General features: G+C 36.3%; 13 protein-coding genes and 1 pseudogene. 12 read left to right on the top strand and 2 right to left on the bottom strand.

What is annotated here, in order from left to right; translation table 11 throughout:
* Positions 1-10 precede the first annotated feature (10 nt).
* Genes K5S59_RS16500 through lsrB form a run of 4 tightly spaced genes read left to right on the top strand, consistent with a single transcriptional unit; the run spans position 11 to position 4,468 of the window.
* Positions 11-1,492, top strand: a complete 1,482-nt coding sequence (locus tag K5S59_RS16500) for a sugar ABC transporter ATP-binding protein (protein WP_000390356.1) — start codon at positions 11-13, stop codon at positions 1,490-1,492.
* Positions 1,489-2,442, top strand: coding sequence for an ABC transporter permease subunit (locus K5S59_RS16495; protein ID WP_000827675.1), 954 nt, complete (start codon positions 1,489-1,491; stop codon positions 2,440-2,442). The genes K5S59_RS16500 and K5S59_RS16495 overlap by 4 nt, the downstream gene beginning before the upstream one ends.
* The gene (locus tag K5S59_RS16490; protein ID WP_000876512.1) at positions 2,439-3,428 is read left to right on the top strand and encodes an ABC transporter permease; all 990 of its coding nucleotides are present in this window, start codon (positions 2,439-2,441) and stop codon (positions 3,426-3,428) included. Before K5S59_RS16495 ends, K5S59_RS16490 begins: the two co-directional genes overlap by 4 nt.
* The gene (lsrB, locus tag K5S59_RS16485) at positions 3,425-4,468 is read left to right on the top strand and encodes an autoinducer 2 ABC transporter substrate-binding protein LsrB (RefSeq protein WP_000823632.1); all 1,044 of its coding nucleotides are present in this window, start codon (positions 3,425-3,427) and stop codon (positions 4,466-4,468) included. Before K5S59_RS16490 ends, lsrB begins: the two co-directional genes overlap by 4 nt.
* 39 nt (positions 4,469-4,507) lie before the next feature.
* Here lsrB and K5S59_RS16480 read toward each other — a convergent pair whose 3' ends face one another.
* On the bottom strand, positions 4,508-6,010 hold the full coding sequence (locus K5S59_RS16480; protein ID WP_000069146.1) for a malate:quinone oxidoreductase: 1,503 nt from the start codon (positions 6,008-6,010) through the stop codon (positions 4,508-4,510).
* Between the two features lie 380 nt (positions 6,011-6,390).
* Between K5S59_RS16480 and K5S59_RS16475 the strand changes: the two genes are divergently transcribed.
* The 5 genes from K5S59_RS16475 to K5S59_RS16455 all read left to right on the top strand — a co-directional run bounded on the left by K5S59_RS16475 (position 6,391) and on the right by K5S59_RS16455 (position 13,773).
* On the top strand, positions 6,391-7,437 hold the full coding sequence (locus tag K5S59_RS16475) for a DUF2332 domain-containing protein (protein ID WP_033656100.1): 1,047 nt from the start codon (positions 6,391-6,393) through the stop codon (positions 7,435-7,437).
* Between the two features lie 359 nt (positions 7,438-7,796).
* Positions 7,797-9,536: a sigma 54-interacting transcriptional regulator gene (locus K5S59_RS16470; RefSeq protein WP_120450375.1), complete on the top strand. Its 1,740-nt coding sequence runs from the start codon at positions 7,797-7,799 to the stop codon at positions 9,534-9,536.
* Positions 9,537-9,776: 240 nt separating this feature from the next.
* Complete coding sequence (locus K5S59_RS16465; protein WP_098873189.1) at positions 9,777-11,381, top strand: ATP-dependent acyl-CoA ligase; 1,605 nt, start codon at positions 9,777-9,779, stop codon at positions 11,379-11,381.
* 44 nt (positions 11,382-11,425) lie between these two features.
* Entirely contained in the window at positions 11,426-12,217 is a 792-nt protein-coding gene (locus tag K5S59_RS16460; RefSeq protein ID WP_098258981.1) for an enoyl-CoA hydratase, read from the top strand.
* 119 nt (positions 12,218-12,336) lie between these two features.
* Complete coding sequence (locus tag K5S59_RS16455; protein WP_000364900.1) at positions 12,337-13,773, top strand: GntP family permease; 1,437 nt, start codon at positions 12,337-12,339, stop codon at positions 13,771-13,773.
* 142 nt (positions 13,774-13,915) lie between these two features.
* On the opposite strand, the pseudogene K5S59_RS16450 reads toward K5S59_RS16455, so the two are convergent.
* A pseudogene (locus tag K5S59_RS16450) lies at positions 13,916-14,395 on the bottom strand (GNAT family N-acetyltransferase).
* A gap of 186 nt (positions 14,396-14,581) precedes the next feature.
* Between K5S59_RS16450 and K5S59_RS16445 the strand changes: the two are divergent.
* The 3 genes from K5S59_RS16445 to K5S59_RS16435 form a co-directional block, all read left to right on the top strand.
* Positions 14,582-15,073, top strand: coding sequence for a nitroreductase (locus tag K5S59_RS16445; RefSeq protein WP_120450371.1), 492 nt, complete (start codon positions 14,582-14,584; stop codon positions 15,071-15,073).
* Positions 15,074-15,229: 156 nt separating this feature from the next.
* The gene (locus K5S59_RS16440) at positions 15,230-15,991 is read left to right on the top strand and encodes a glycosyltransferase family 2 protein (protein WP_120450370.1); all 762 of its coding nucleotides are present in this window, start codon (positions 15,230-15,232) and stop codon (positions 15,989-15,991) included.
* Positions 15,992-16,235: 244 nt separating this feature from the next.
* A partial coding sequence (locus tag K5S59_RS16435; RefSeq protein ID WP_220784069.1) for an SH3 domain-containing protein occupies positions 16,236-17,059 on the top strand: 824 nt, incomplete at its 3' end.

The following is a 17,059-nucleotide window of genomic DNA, read 5'->3' as shown; positions in this document are numbered from 1 at the left end:
GTGACATCATGTGGAGGACGTACATTTATTACAAGTAAAGGAAATGAGTAAGGCGTTTTCAAATCAACTTGTGCTAAAAGATGTGAACTTACAAGTAGAGCGTGGTGATATATACGCTTTAGTTGGAGGAAATGGTGCTGGAAAATCAACATTAATGAAAATATTAACGGGGTTATATTCGTATGATAGTGGAGAAATGTATGTAAAAGGAATGAGGAAACAATTTGCAAATCCGAAAGAAGCACACGGAGATGGGATTTACTTAATACCACAAGAACCACTCATTTTTCCGCATATGACCATTGAAGAAAATATATGTATCGGACTAAAAGGAAAGAAAAAGGAATTAAAAGTAAAGATTCAGCGATTGATTGACAGTTTAGGATGGGATATTGACCTTAAAGAACTAGGAGGATCACTATCCATTGCGCAGCAACAGTTAGTAGAAATCGTTAGAGGATTAATACGGGAAGCCGAGATTCTTATTTTAGATGAACCAACATCGACATTAACAACTCACGAAATAAAGAGTCTTTTTGTGCTGATGAAAAGTTTACAAGAAAAAGGAATTGGAATGATATATATTACGCATCGCTTTCCAGAAATCTTTGAAATTGCCAACAAAGTAGCGATATTACGTGATGGAATGATTGTAAGCCAAGGTGATGTATGTGACTATACATATGACATGCTAATGGAGGGGTTATTGCCGAAAGGGTATAAACAAGAAGAAAAAAGAGAAATAGTGCAAGAGACAAAAGAAACGAAAAAAATATTAGAAGTAATTGATATAACGAGTCACGCATTCGGAAATATATCATTTACCGTACATGCTGGGGAGATTGTAGGAATTACTGGCATTGTTGGATCAGGCAGAACAGAATTAGCAGAAACCATATATGGATTGAAGTCTATAAAATCAGGTTCTATTTTATTAGAAGGAAAATCAATTGATGCATGCTCTTTGCATAAAAGGCTAAGAGAAGGACTTGTTTATGTGCCAGAGGATAGAGCAAGAAATGGTATTTTCTCAATTGCATCGGTTAAAGAAAATATGACTGCAGCATGTTTACATCAGAATAGTCGTTTTTTCATCAATCAAGAAAAAGAAAGCGCTTTAGTAAAGTCGTATATAGAGCAGTTTCGAATTGTTGTACGAAGCATGGATGAAGTACTAGCATCTTTATCGGGAGGTAATCAGCAAAAGGTCGTGCTGGCAAAATATCTTGCGTGTAATCCGAAAATTATTATTCTTGATGAACCGACACGCGGAATTGATGCGAAAGCAAGGCTTGAAGTATATGAGACGATAGAAAAAATGAAAAGGGAAGGACTCGGAATATTATTAATCTCTTCAGATATTGAAGAAATTGTTCAATTAGTAAACCGTGTATATGTAATGCGAAATGGACAATTTGTTTCTCATCTGGAGAAAGAACAAATAAATGTAGAAGAAGTTACACGTCTAGTATACGGAGGTGTAACGGAATGAAACGTATGTATAAAATGCACGAAACATCTATCATACTGTTATTACTAATTTACATTGCCATTGTCGGAATGGTAAATCCAAGTTTCGTTCAGCTTAACTCGTTATCTTTAATGATGAAATCAAGCATTATTTTAGTCGTGTTAGCAATTGGCCAATCATTTGTTTTATTTACGAAAAATATAGACGTATCAGTTGGCTCGATTATGGGATTAAGTGCAGCGGTTTGCGGGATGTTGTTATCGGATGGATATCATGCATTCTTGTCTATTACGGCTGCTATTTTACTTGGTGCTATTATAGGATTAGCAAATGGGATTGGCGTTGCAAAGTTTCGGGTACCAGCTATTATCATGACATTAGGTATGTTAGGGGTCATTAGAGGTGCGATGTTAATTTTCACAGGGGGAAAGTGGATTGAAGATATACCAAACGACTTTAAGCAACTGTCATCTATCGTCATACTCGGTTTGCCGATAATTGTATGGATTGTTCTTATTATTTTACTACTACTATACTTCTTTTTAAGGAAAGTGCCATTTGGAAGATACTTTTATGCGGTAGGTGATAATGAAGATGGCGCGAGACTCATTGGTATACCTGTTAATACAGTGAAGATATATGCGTTTATGATTTCAGGCATAAGCGCTGCGCTAGCTGGTTGCATATTCGTTATGAATATCGGGTTCGTTCCGAATCAAACAGGAACGGGGATAGAACTACAGGTTATCGCAGCTGCGGTACTAGGGGGAATTCATTTAAAAGGCGGAACGGGTTCTATAGTTGGAGCTGCATTAGGAGCGTTATTTTTAGAGGCGATAAGCAGTTCACTCGTCTTTTTAAAAATACCAGCATTTTGGAATAATGCTATTTCAGGTTTTTTATTATTACTAATCGTCATATTAGATAGTGTTATGAAAAATTGGAAGGCAGAAAGGAGAATGAATCTATGAAGTATTTATACAGATGGGAAGGTGTTCTAATTGTATTACTTCTTATCGAATTCATTCTCTTTAGTTTTATAAGTAGTGATTTTTTAAATATTAGTAATCTCCTTTTTAGTACAAATGATTTCCTATTTATCGCAATCGCGGCGATACCAATGACTTTCGTTATTGTAACAGGAGGAATTGACGTATCGGTCGGCTCAATAATGGGGCTCACTTCAATCTTAATCGGTGTACTTTGGATGAACGGAATACCTATTTTGTTTGCTGTCATAATAGCCCTAATAATTAGTTGCTTAGCAGGAACTTTAAACGGAATCATTATAAAAATGACAGATGTAGAGCCACTTGTCGTTACACTCGGAACGATGTTTTTATACGGCGGAATTGCACTCATCATTTCAGGAGGGGCAGGTGCTTCTGGATATGAAGGGATAAGTGGTTTACCTGAAACATTTGTACAACTGGCAAATGGTAGTTTTATAGGGATACCGAATTTATTATGGATACTGATCGTATTAACGGTTTTATGTACTTTATTATTTCACCGAACTGTATATGGGCGCCACGTAAAATTAACAGGAGCGAACGAGAACGCAGCAAAATACACTGGGATCAAAACGAAAAAAGTAGTCATTATCGCTTACATACTTTCTGGGTTAGGAGGTGGATTAGGAGGCACTTTCTTAACTGCATATTTTGGTTCCGCACGTGCTGATATGGGGAGTGAAACGATTTTACCAATCATTACAGCAGTCGTATTAGGCGGGACACTTATTACAGGGGGAAAAGGAAGCATTATCGGTACTGTACTGGCGAGTATTTTTATAGGGCTAATGCAGTATGGCTTGCAAATGACTGGTTTAACAAATGAACAATCTAACGTAGTTATTGGTATTCTTCTTATTCTTTCGGTTATTATGAGACATTTCAAATTACATCAATTCAAAACGGGGAAAAGAAAGAACTTGCATAAGGGGGAAATGTCATGAAGAGAAAACTGGGGATTGTATTCATTGTATGCATTTGTTTAATCGGTTTGATCGCTTGCTCTAGTCAAACGGCAGATAAGAAAAAAGCGGATGATGTGAAATTTGCATTCATTCCGAAATTAACTGGAGTTGGCTTCTTTACATCTGGTGGTGAAGGAGCAAAAGAGATGGGAGATAAACTAGGCGTACAAGTGAAGTATGATGGACCATCTGAAGCAAGCGTATCAGGGCAAGTGAAATATATAAACAATTTTATTAACCAAAACTATGATGCACTTATGGTCTCTTCTACTTCAGTGGATGGTCTATCACAATCATTACAACGTGCTAAGAAAAAAGGGATGACGGTGTTAACGTGGGACTCTGATGTGAATCCGAAAGACCGCTCATTTTATATAAGCCAAGGTACACCAGACCAACTTGCTAACTTATTAATTGAAATGACATCAAAGCAAATTGGAGATAAAGGAAAAGTAGCCTTCTTTTATTCTAGTCCAACAGTAACGGATCAAAATCAATGGGTAACGAAAGCGAAAGAAATTATTAAAAAGAAATATCCAAACTGGGAAATTGTAACGACGCAGTACGGTGAAAATAATGCGCAAAAATCTTTATCAGTAGGAGAAAACATATTAAAAACGTATCCTGATATTAATGCGGTTATTTGCCCAGATGCAACGGCACTTCCGGCAATGGCACAAGCAGCTGAGAATTTGAAAATGGATAAAAAAGTAGCCGTAACTGGCTTCTCTACACCAAACGTTATGCGTGATTACGTAAAACGAGGAACGGTACAACAATTTGGATTATGGGATGTAAAACAGCAAGGCGCACTTGCAACGTATGTAGCAAATGAAATTGTTGTAAAAGGGAAGAAGTTAAAAGTAGGGGATAGCTTTGAAGTAAAAGGAATCGGAAAAGTGAAGGTAGAACCAAACTCTATCCAAGGTTATGATTATGAGGCAGAAGGAAACGGAATTATCGTATTGCCAGAGCGGGTTGTATTTACGAAAGAGAATATTGATAAATATAATTTCTAGTAACGAAAAAACGTCCGAATATATCGGACGTTTTTTTATTTAGTTATGAACTGTTTCTTTTTCATTTAATCCAAGTGTACGACCAGTCGAAGTGTGAAGGTCTTGGAACAATCTTGGGTTTTCAGTTAGTGAAATGCCGTAAGAAGGGATCATTTCTTTTATTTTTCCTTCCCATTCTACCATGCGGCTTGGGAAACATTTTTCTAATACTTCAAGCATGACGTGAACAGCAGTAGAAGCACCTGGTGAAGCACCTAGTAACGCAGCGATTGATCCATCAGCCGCACTAACAACTTCTGTACCGAATTGAAGTGTACCTTTACCGCCAGCATCAGTATCTTTAATTACTTGTACACGTTGCCCAGCAACTACAATATCCCAATCTTCACTTTTCGCGTTCGGAATGAATTCACGTAATTCTTCCATACGCTTTTCGTGCGATAACATAACTTGCTGGATTAAGTATTTAGTTAATCCCATTTCTTTTACACCAGCAGCTAACATTGTTAAGACGTTATTCGGTTTTACAGAACCAATTAAGTCAAGGTTAGAGCCAGTTTTTAAGAACTTAGGAGAGAACCCAGCGAACGGTCCAAATAGTAAAGCTTTTTTATTGTCTATATATCTCGTATCAAGGTGAGGTACAGACATTGGCGGTGCACCGACTTTAGCTTTACCGTATACTTTCGCATGATGTTGCTCTACAACTTTTTGATTTTTACATACCATAAATAGTCCACTTACTGGGAATCCACCGATATGTTTTGATTCGGGAATGCCAGTCTTTTGTAGTAGAGGTAGGCTACCGCCACCGCCGCCGATAAAGACGAATTTTGCAGTGTGATGCTCGATTTTACCACTATTCATATCATGTACTTTCACTTCCCACAAACCATTTTTCGTGCGTTTAATATTTTCGACACTATGTTTGTAGTTTAGCTCAACATTTTTCGTTTGTAAGTAATCAAACAACATACGTGTTAATGCACCGAAGTTTACATCTGTTCCAGAGTCAATCTTCGTTGCAGCCATCGGTTCGTTTGGTGTACGTCCTTCCATAATGAGTGGAAGCCATTTTTTTAATGTTTCAGGAGCATCGGAAAATTCCATACCTTGAAACAGCGGATTTTTTGAAAGCGCTTCAAAACGGTTTTTTAGAAACTCAACATTTTTTTCACCTTGTACTAAACTCATATGAGGTAGAGGCATAATAAAATCTTGTGGATTACGAATTAATTTGTTTTTTACAAGATATGCCCAAAATTGTCTTGAAAGCTGGAATTGCTCATTCACTTTTACAGCCTTACCAATATCTATAGATCCGTCAGATTTTTCGGAAGTATAGTTCAGTTCGCATAGCGCAGAATGCCCTGTACCTGCATTATTCCATTCATTAGAGCTTTCTTCCCCGGCACTTGCGAGTTTTTCAAAAACTTTAATTTCCCATTCAGGTGCTAATTCTTTTAGTAATGAGCCTAACGTTGCACTCATAATTCCTGCACCAATTAAGATAACGTCTGTTTTTTGCTGCATGTTGCTCATGATAATCTCTCCATCCCCTATATTGGCAAAAAAGAGTAGGTGTTTTCTATGTCTAAGCCGTAAAAGAGAAACACCGCCTAGGCCCCACCTAGGTATTTACCTTTTTTGTCTCAATTGTATAACCATCTCATACTCTATTATAATAATTAATAGACTAAAATATCTAGTGTTATCTGATAATTTTAAACTATTTAACGTTTTATTCGCCAAAAATCTTATTTAACAAGCTCTTTCAAGGTGATAAATAGAAAAAAATTACAGTTTGAAATTATCTCGAAAAAGCTTACGTATCGTAAAGTGGGTAGAAAGGATACCTTTTTATGGAATTTTTGCACTATAAATAGTAAGATTATTCTGTAAAAATAAAAGGAGGGATACCAATTCGTACACAAGAACAAATCGCAAACTTATTTCGAAACTTTTCAATAAAGGAATGTAAAGGGTCAAGTGACTTATATGAATACTTATCAATACAAATTGCTGAAGATGAGGAAGTGCTTACACTATCTTCCTACGCTCAAGTAGGCCAACCAGTCCCAAACTTATTATTAGGCGCCGTACATTATTTATTACTTGCAGGGAAAGAACATCAGTTAAAAACGTATTATAGTAGCTTAGTTGAAAATAAGAATACAAATTTAGACCAAGCGTTTGATCATTTTAAAGACTTTTGTAAAGAGTACCGAGAAGAAATCATTACTTTGTTACAAACAAAACTCGTTCAAACGAATGAAGTAAGGCGATGTGCGTACTTATACCCAAATTTTTGCTATATATTTAATAAAGTGGAAAAGCCGTTAGCGTTAATCGAAATTGGGACAAGTTCTGGATTACAACTATTTTGGGACCAATATAGCTATTCGTACGGAACAGATGAAATATACGGAAATGTAAATTCGAATGTACATTTAACTTCTGAAATAAGAGGGGAGAATGTACCACATTTTCTAAAAGAAAGTCCATCTGTCGTAGAAAGAATCGGACTAGACTTACATGTAAATGATTTACATAGTGATGAAGATTATTTATGGCTACGTGCACTCATTTGGCCAGAACATAAAGAAAGACTTGAAATGTTTGATCAAGCCGCATCTTTAGTGAAAAATGAATCTGTCCAATTAATAGAAGGAGATGGTGTGGAGCTATTGCCATCTATTATTGAACAAATAAGTGATGATGCTGTAATCTGTATTTTCCATACACACGTCGCAAATCAAATACCTGAACAAGTAAAACATAAATTAGAAAAACAAATACAAGAAATCGGCGCAAAACGTGATGTATTCCACCTATATAACAACATGTGGGACCGTGACCTTCATATTGATTATTATATTAACGGAAACGAATATCGTGAAACGGCTGGGGAAACGGAAGGGCATGGGAGATGGTTTAGTTGGAAGCTTTGGGATCGAACTTTATGCTAAAGAAAACCTATCAATTATGGGTTTATTCACCAATGTTTGTAATAAAAACAGTTGGCAGAAGGTAATCCGTCAACTGTTTTTTCTTTTTATTAAACTTGTTTTATGTATCCAATGTAAGTGTTAAACATGTCCATGCTGCATGTTGCAAATAGCCCATGAAATAATCTTCTTCCAAGAGAAGCTAAAGAAAGTGGATTATAAAACTTTTGCTAGTGCCAAAAAAGAAGCTATTGGTAAATGAGCTATATTACTAGTTTAAGAATTTATTACTTCAAACGGAAAAACCAAGGGAAAGTAAATATTTAAAATGAATATATAATACATGCGAGAATGAGCAAAATTGGATAGGAGGCTTCCAAATGCATATGGACGAACGAATGAATTGGCAGGTAACTAGTCAGGCTCTTCAGGTAATGAATAACGGAATTGCTGTTATAAATCATGATGGAATCATCACATATAACAACAAACTATTCTGTAGCATGTTACATAAAAAAGAAAATGAAATAATAGGTGAGCATATATCAATGATTATTCCTGATCGTAAAAAGTTAGTAGTGAATCAAACTGATAGTTTGTACAGGTATGAATGTAGGGGTGGCAACCAAGTTTTAATTGCGAATGAATCCCGTGTATATCAGAATGAGACAGAATACGGATCAATTGTCATTCTGGAAATAAAAGGGGAGAGTATGCAGTCTTTGGAAAGCATCATAAGTCGATATGAAAGTGCCCTAAATTTACTGTCTGAGTGCATTCTAGGGGTAAATGAACAAGGGATTGTCAATTTTTTAAGTGGTTCTTATGCACAATTTTTAGGGATTAATGATCCGAAAGAAGCGATTGGAAAGCATTGTACGGAGGTTGTTGAGAATACAAGGATGCATATTATCGTAAAGACGGGACAGATGGAAATTGGGCATATCCAGCGTATAAGTAATCGGAATATAATTGCAACACGCATACCTATCATAAAGGAAGGCAAGATTATTGGAGCAATTGGTAAAATTATGTTTCATGATATACAGCAGTTTAAAGCTTTGGGAGATCAAATTAGTGAAATGGAATCAAAGTTATCTTACTATCAAACTGAATTACAGCGGCTGCAAGAAGGGCGACTTTCCTTTCAAAGCATAATAGGAGAGAGTGCAAAAATGAAAGAAGTCAAAATGATGGCTTTAAAGGTTTCTAAAAGTCGGTCTACCGTTTTGATAAGAGGAGAGAGTGGTACAGGAAAAGAGCTCTTTGCACATGCGGTACATCGTGCAAGTCCGCGTGCTAGTGACACATTTATTCGTTTGAATTGTGCTGCGATTCCAAGGGATCTTTTGGAGGCGGAATTATTTGGATACGAAGAAGGGGCTTTTACAGGAGCAAAAAAAGGCGGTAAGCCTGGGAAGATTGAGTTAGCCCATAAGGGAACGTTGTTTTTAGATGAAATTGGTGATATGTCTTTGGATATGCAGGTGAAGTTGCTTCGTGTATTGCAAGAGAAAGAGATTGAAAGAATTGGAGGTACGAAAATTCAAAAGGTTGATGTCCGTTTCATTGCGGCGACACATCGAAATCTCCGTGAAATGGTGCAAAGAGGGGAATTTAGGGAGGATTTATATTATAGGTTGAATGTGTTTGAGATTGATATTCCTCCGTTGCGAGAGAGAAAAGAAGATATGATACATATAACGGAATTTTTAATTAAGAAATTGAATGGTGAGCTAGGTAGTAATGTTCTTTCGTTGGATAAGAGAGTAAGAGACATATTCATGGAGCATGATTGGCCAGGGAATATTAGAGAGCTAGAGAATGTGTTAGAACGAGCGATGAATGTTATAGAAGAAATGATTATTCAAGTGCATCATCTTCCGGCATATTTACGGAAAAAAGATTTGGAAGAAGAGCTAAACCATGTAACATTTACGACGGACCAAGATAAGTATGAGATGAGTTATGTACTGCAGGCGGAAGTGGAAGCTGCTGAAAAACGTGCGATTACGAGAGCTTTGGAAAAAACAGCTGGAAATATAAAAGAGGCAGCCGAGCTTTTAGGAATTCATCGGGCCAGCTTATATCGAAAAATAGAGAAGTACGAAATGTCATGAAGGAAAGCAAAGGGCAAACAGGCCCTTTTTTTGTTTGTAGCAATAAACATTGTCTCTCTTTTGCGACATTTTCTTATATATGCGACATGGTTACTAATATTTGTAGCGCAAATGCGACATGTAAAATTAGACAAGTAAGGGAGAATACGAAGGAATAAGGGAATAGGGAATGAGTCGATTTTTGGCATGCTTCTTGCTATATAAATAAAAAGGATTTTAGCAGGAAGGGGATGGAATTCAATGTTGAAAAATCAAAGTTTACCGCATTTTATTATGCAAAGTATCGAAAAAACACCTAGTAAAGTGTATTTACAATTTGAAGAACAAAGGATTACATATGAGGAGCTTTATCATCGAATTGCAAGAGCCATAGCAGGATTTTGTGAGCTCGGTATTCAAAAAGGAGACAAGGTTTGTATTATGCTTCATAACACTCCTGAATATCTGGATGTTTGGTTTGCTTTATCTTTCATGGGAGCAATTGCGGTACCTCTGAATGTGCATTTAAAAGGAGAAGGCTTGCAGTATATTGTAGCCCATTCTGATTGTAAGTTAATTATTGTTGATAAGGAGTTTGTTCCTCAAATTGCTTCTTGTTTGTCATGTATACAAAGGGACATTCAAATTGTTGCTTACGGAAGAAATGAAAGCGCGTTCATTAAAGGCGATGGTAAGGAGCGGTCAGTAATCGAATTGAAAGATGTACTACATACAAATAACCATCACCTTCCAAACGAATTTGTTTCTTCCACTTCTATTAACAGTATCCTATATACCTCTGGAACAACTGGATTACCTAAAGGAGTCATGTTAAGTCATTCTGCCTATGTAAATTCTGCGCAGTCATTTGCCAACTATATGGTTGGTGCAAGTTCAAAAGATGTCTTATTTACAGCGCTTCCGTTATTTCATATAAACGCCCAGGCTCATACAGTACTTGGGGCTATTTCTTCTAATGCGACGATCGCTCTTGGTAAACGGTTTAGTGCTTCTAGATTTTGGAGTGAAATTCGCAGTCATGGTGCAACCATTTTTAATTCTTTAGGATCTATGATTCCTATTCTTTACAAGCAGCCAGAAAAGGAAAACGATAATGACAATTTAGTAAGGGTGACGGCTTGCGCTGCTACGCCTAAGGAGTTTTGGAAGCCGTTTGAGGAGCGATTTGGCGTCCGGATTGTGGAAGGTTACGGATTAACGGAAACGACTGGTTTTTGTGTAACGAATCCAATTCATGCCAACAAGCCACCTTCTATAGGAAAACCATATTCTTACGTAGAGACGAAGGTTGTCAATGAAGATGGAAATGAGGTACGGACTGGTGAAATTGGAGAGATTTTTATTCGTTCCTTACAGAGACAAGCATTCATGGAAGGTTATTATAAAATGCTTGATAAAACAGAGGAGGCAATGAAGGAAGGATGGTTCCATACAGGAGATCGAGGTTATCTAGATGAGGAAGGTTATCTATACTTTTGCGATCGAATCAAACAGTGTATCAGGAGGCGTGGTGAAAATATCTCCTCTTGGGAAATCGAAAAAGTTGTGAATAATCATCCAAAAATACTTGAATCAGCGGCTATAGGTGTCCCGTCAGAAGTGGGAGAAGAGGATGTCAAATTATATGTGATTGTAAAGAAAGATGAAACGATGTCCCATGAAGAGATTATAGATTGGTGTCAAGAACGTATGGCTTACTTTATGGTACCTAGATATGTTCAGTTCAGTGAAACTTTCCCAAAAACCGCGACGGAACGGATTCAAAAATTCAAGCTGCAGGAGGAAGGAATCGGCGGTGCTTGGGATCGTGAACGGGTCGGTTATGTAATTAAAAGAACGAGTTGATGTGCTGATTTTACCTCATATCATATTAGAAAGAAGGGAATGGATTGGAAAATAAGCGAGTTGTTACATGGTCCAAAGAAAATGGAATCGCAACGATTATCATTGATAATCCTCCTGTAAATGTACTAAGCGGTGCTGTGGTAGAGCAACTGACGGTAGCGGTCGATGAAATTGAACGGGACGATGAAGTAATTGTTGTACTTCTAACTGGCGCTGGTGGAAAGGCCTTTGTTGCAGGAGGGGACATTAAGTCGTTTCCGGAATGGATTGGGAAAGGAAGTGAATACGCGGAGGAAAAATCATTGTGGCTTCAGAACCCGTTAAATAAAATTGAAAGATTGCCGAAGCCTGTAATTGCTGCTATTAACGGACTAGCGCTTGGGGGCGGGTGTGAATTAGCTTTATCGTGTGATTTACGGATTATTGAAGAACACACCCAAATCGGGCTTCCGGAAGTAAAATTAGGCTTGTTTCCAGGTGCGGGAGGAACGCAACGTTTACCTCGATTAATCGGAACTGCAAGTGCAAAGGAAATGATGTTTACTGGTGAACCACTCACTGCTGAAGTAGCATGGAGAGTTGGTTTGGTGAATCATGTTGTTCCGCGTGGCGAATCGCTGAATAAGGCGAAGGAACTAGCATTGAAAATAGCTCGGTTTTCTCTTCCTGCATTATCTTTGATGAAGCAATCTATCGATAAAGGGATATCTTCTTCTCTTGAGGACGGATTAAAAATAGAAGCTGAAAATTTTGGACATGTGTTTCAAACGAGTGATGTAAAAGAGGGAGTGGAGGCTTTTATAGAAAAGAGGGCACCAATCTTTTATCATAAATAAAAAGCTATAACTATAATATGCAAAAAGTAATGCCTGCTCTGACAGGCATTACCACAATATATACAAACAGAAAAGGATACAAAGTTGAAAAATCCATATTATGGAGGGGGATTGGGGTTATGGATTTATTGATTGTATTGTTATCGCTTGGCTTACTCATTTTTGTAGCTTACCGAGGATTCTCAGTCATTTTATTCGCTCCGTTATGTGCGTTGCTCGCTGTATTTTTAACAGAACCAGCGAATGTTTTACCGTTCTTTTCTAATGTTTTTATGGCGAAAATGGTCGGATTTATAAAATTATATTTTCCTGTATTTTTGCTTGGAGCGATATTCGGTAAAGTGGTAGAAATCACTGGAATAGCAGAAAAAATCGCGAAAATTATTATCCATTTTATAGGCGTGAAAAGAGCAATTCTTTCCATCGTATTAATGGGAGCGATTCTTACATACAGTGGTGTCAGTTTATTTGTGGCAGTATTTGCGATTTATCCATTTGCGGCGCAATTATTTCGCGAGGCAAATATTCCGAAACGTCTCATTCCAGCGACAATCGCATTCAGCGCATTTACGTTTTCGATGGATTCACTTCCTGGATCGCCTCAAATCCAAAATGTTATTCCAACTACGTTCTTTAAAACAGATATTTATGCCGCTCCTACATTAGGAATTATCGGAGCACTGTTTATCTTCATATGTGGTATGTTGTATTTGGAAAGGTGTAGGAAGAAGGCTGCTGCTAAGGGAGAGGGGTACTTCGGAAAAGGCGGTGCCACTTCTGAGATGGCTGCCACAACTAGTGCACAATTGGTGCAAAATCCGATTGCTTCAAGTGATGTAATTCCAGTTAGTTACTGGATTGCTTTCCTTCCGCTTATGCTGGTTGGCGTAATGAATAAAGTCTTTACAGCATTCATCCCTGTTTGGTATACAAAGGGATTTGATTTTGCATCCATAGGTTTGAAGGAGTACGGAACAATTGATATGGGACAAGTCGTGGGGATTTGGTCTGTGGAAATGGCACTACTTATCGGTATATTGTCTGCTATTTTATTAAATTTCCAAGCAGTAAAAGCACATTTTCAATCAATTACAAGCGTGGGCGTAAGTGGTTCAATCCTAGCTGCCATGAACACTGCAGCTGAATATGGGTTTGGTGCCGTTATAGCAGCTTTACCTGGATTTGTCATGATTCAAAACTATTTAACGGGGACTTTCTCAAATCCTTTAATTAGCGGAGCGGTCATGACGAATATATTGTGCGGATTGACGGGATCAGGCTCGGGTGGAATGAGTATTACATTAGGTTTAATGGCAGAAAAATATATTGAAGCGGCAGCGAACTTTGATATTCCGTTAGATGTGCTGCATCGTGTAATTGCAATGGCGGCAGGAGGTATGGATACTTTACCTCATAACGGAGCAGTTATAACCTTACTTGCAGTTACAGGATTAACGCACCGGGAGGCTTATAAAGAGATATTTGGTATTACGATAATTAAGACACTTGCCGTATTCTTCGTTGTTGGAATGTATATGATGTTTTCTATTGTATAGTAGAGAGATTGATTGTCTGCTATAAATAATGCAGACTTCAATTTGAAATTATGAATAGTGGTAAATAGAAAAAGCCACCATTGCATAAGATGATGGCTAAGAGGAAAAGGAGATACTACAAGTAGTATCTCCTTTTATTTAGTTAAATATATGTACATAATATCTCCCCAGGTAATCCATCAATCTCACAAACTTTCTCCGATGTAAAACCTACATGTATTAAAATTTTGCGAGAAGAGATATTGTTTGTATCGATAATTGTTTTTAGGGCATTTATATCTGTCTACTTCGCTATATTCATTAATTCCTTTGCAATCCTGCTACCATATCTTTTTCCCCAGTGCTCTGGCAAAATCATATATCCAATTTCAGCTTCTCTGACATTATCCTCGTTTACCGTAACATGTCCAAGACCAACATACCCATTTGTAATAGAATCATATACTTTATAAGATCCGAATAGTTGATGTTTTTCATTGCGCTTTAACAGCCTTGTAAAGTCATTCTTTGCTGCATCTAATGGAATAGCGCGCTCAGTAATTTGTGCCATTAGTTCTTCATTTGATACGAGTTGGAAATATAAATTGAAATCAGTTCCTTCAAATTTAGTAAAATATATTATTTATGTAATATTCCTCCAAACTAATTTTCAATTGTTCTTCAGAGAAGACAAACGATACGTAAATTATAATTTCAATTATAAAATGATTCATAAAGGGGATTGTTAATTTTTGGTTGATATCGTACATACAATATGTAATTAAGTACGTGTACTATGGAGCGAATATAGAAAAGGGTGAAGGTGCTTATGAGTTCATTTGAGCAAATGATGTACGTTGGTGTCATTATGTCTATTGTATTATCCGTAATGATTTTAGGATCTTTATATTATAATCCTCGTCTTTCGTTAACTGATTATCCGAAAGATATTCAAAAGGTAGTTTTTCCAAAATCGATTCATGAAAAAAAGCAAACGATTTACTTTAACATTGCATATAATGCTATTCTTTTCGGTACTCCTTTCGTTTCTACATATATACTACATAAACATGGAAAATTATTATATATTGATGCCTATTTACATACTTTTGGTATTTTAATGATTTTTAATTTAGTAGATTTGTTTATACTTGATTGGCTAATCTTTTGCTGGATTACCCCAAGATTTGTTGTGATTCCTAGTACAGAAGGCATGAAGGGATACAAAGATTATAAGTTTCATTTAAGAGGGGCTATAGTCGGCACAAAATTTTTAGCAATCGTAAGTTTGTTTTTAGCGGGACTTGCGACAACTATATAGCATAAAAAGTATTGTTTCATTTTGTTTGGATAGAAGAATTTTAGGTGACTTTAATCAAACTATTAATAGCGTATTTTTCGTTTTTATAATATAACCTCATAAATATTAATATATGTTATATAGAATGAAAATTTATTTTATAAAAAGGGGTGTGTTATGAAAGAAACGAATGAATCTTCAGGAAACGATTTAGGGAAAGATATAAAGTTTTCTATTATAATCCCTGCGCATAATGAAGAAAAGTACATTGGGAAATGTTTAGATTCAATTTCAAAGGCAGCGGAAGCATATAAAGATCAAACTGAAGTGATAGTGGTTTTAAATCGTTGTACAGATAAAACAGAGGAAATCGCAAAGGTGTATAACTGTATTACATTAAAAAATGATGATAAAAATTTATCTAAAATCCGAAATGCAGGGGCCATGATAGCTACTGGGGAAATAATCATTACTATAGATGCTGATACCCAAATGACAGAGTCTTTTTTGTCTAACGTAGACAAATATTTAGTTTCAGGTAAATACATTGGCGGTGGGGTAACTGGAAAGTTTGAAAGAATATCTTTAGGAATAATTGTTTCCGCACTGTTAATTATAATTCCAATATTTTTTAAGTATGGGGCTATATCTGTCGGGATTTTTTGGTGCTATAGAAAAGACTTTATGGCGATTAACGGATTTAACGAAAACATGCTTATGGCTGAAGATGCAGATTTTGCAAAGCGGTTAAAAGAATGGGGGAAACAAAAAAATAAGAAATTCGGTACAATAAAAAATGGAATGATAACTTCGTGCAGAAGATTTGATACATATGGAGATTGGACTTTAGTTAAAAATCCAAAAATAATCTTAGCTTATTTAAAAGGAAATGATAAAAAATATGCAGATAAAACATATTATGATAATCAAGAAAGATAACTGTAGAAATTCTTAAACAAATAGCCTTTCGTTCACCTCATTTTATATAAGATGAGGTGATTTTTTATTTAAAGAACGCAAATGTATAAATTTGATTTTTTTGAAGAAAAAGGATATTTTTAACAACAATATATTAAGTAGTATTAATATATTGTTACAAAAGTTTTGATATTCTGTGAAAACACCTAATTTTATGGAAGCATTTGATATAATAGAAGTCAAAAAAACGTAATGGAGGCCTAATATGAAAAAAGTAATTGGCGCAGCAACAGCAACAGTTTTGGGGATGGGGGCTTTTACCACAGTTGCTACTGCAGAAACAATCGTAACAGCAGATGTACTCAACGTACGTGAAAAACCGACTACTGAATCAAAAGTTGTCAAAAAAGTAAAAGAAGGAGAAAAGTTAAAGGTTATACATACTGAAGATGGATGGTCAAAAATTGATTTAAACGGTAAAGAAGTGTTTGTAAGCTCAGAGTTTACAAAAGATGTGTATTATGTAACAGCGAATTTGTTAAATGTCCGTTCTGATGCAAATACAGAATCAGAAATACTTGGTAGACTGAAAAAAGATGATGTTATTGAATCAACGCATCAAGTAAAAGACGGTTGGCTACAATTTGAGTATAAAGGAAAAACAGCCTATGCAAATGTTTCTTTCCTATCAAGTACAGCACCAGTTGAAAAAAAAGCTGAAGAGAAAACGAAGCAAGTAGCAAAAGTACAAAAAACGGTTAAAGCTAAGGAAGAAGCTAAGACTCAAAATGTAGCAAAAGCAAAGGAAGAAGCGAAAGTACAAGAAGTAGTAAAGCCTAAGGAAGAAGTGAAAGTACAAGAAGTAGTAAAGCCTAAGGAAGAAGTGAAAGTACAAGAAGTAGTAAAGCCTAAGGAAGAAGCGAAAGTACAAGAAGTAGTAAAGCCTAAGGAAGAAGTGAAAGTACAAGAAGTAGTAAAGCCTAAGGAAGAAGCGAAAGCCCAGGAAATCGCAAAAGCTAAGGAAGAAGCAAAAGCAAGAGAAATAGCAAAGGCTAAGGAAGAAGCAAAAGCTAAAGAAGAAGAGAAAGC

The sequence above is a fragment of the Bacillus sp. BML-BC051 genome (assembly GCF_019656175.1).
GTDB classification, from domain to species: domain Bacteria; phylum Bacillota; class Bacilli; order Bacillales; family Bacillaceae_G; genus Bacillus_A; species Bacillus_A mobilis.
Note: the sequence above shows the minus strand (reverse complement) of the source record. Positions and strands in the feature narration are given on the sequence as shown.

Excerpts from the sequence above, each read along its gene's own strand:
- K5S59_RS16495 (WP_000827675.1), top strand. The coding sequence starts at position 1,489 with ATGAAACGTATGTATAAAATGCACGAAACATCTATCATACTGTTATTA.
- K5S59_RS16490 (WP_000876512.1), top strand. The coding sequence starts at position 2,439 with ATGAAGTATTTATACAGATGGGAAGGTGTTCTAATTGTATTACTTCTT.
- lsrB (WP_000823632.1), top strand. The coding sequence starts at position 3,425 with ATGAAGAGAAAACTGGGGATTGTATTCATTGTATGCATTTGTTTAATC.
- K5S59_RS16480 (WP_000069146.1), bottom strand. The coding sequence starts at position 6,010 with ATGAGCAACATGCAGCAAAAAACAGACGTTATCTTAATTGGTGCAGGA.
- K5S59_RS16470 (WP_120450375.1), top strand. The coding sequence starts at position 7,797 with ATGCATATGGACGAACGAATGAATTGGCAGGTAACTAGTCAGGCTCTT.
- K5S59_RS16465 (WP_098873189.1), top strand. The coding sequence starts at position 9,777 with ATGTTGAAAAATCAAAGTTTACCGCATTTTATTATGCAAAGTATCGAA.
- K5S59_RS16455 (WP_000364900.1), top strand. The coding sequence starts at position 12,337 with ATGGATTTATTGATTGTATTGTTATCGCTTGGCTTACTCATTTTTGTA.
- K5S59_RS16445 (WP_120450371.1), top strand. The coding sequence starts at position 14,582 with ATGAGTTCATTTGAGCAAATGATGTACGTTGGTGTCATTATGTCTATT.
- K5S59_RS16440 (WP_120450370.1), top strand. The coding sequence starts at position 15,230 with ATGAAAGAAACGAATGAATCTTCAGGAAACGATTTAGGGAAAGATATA.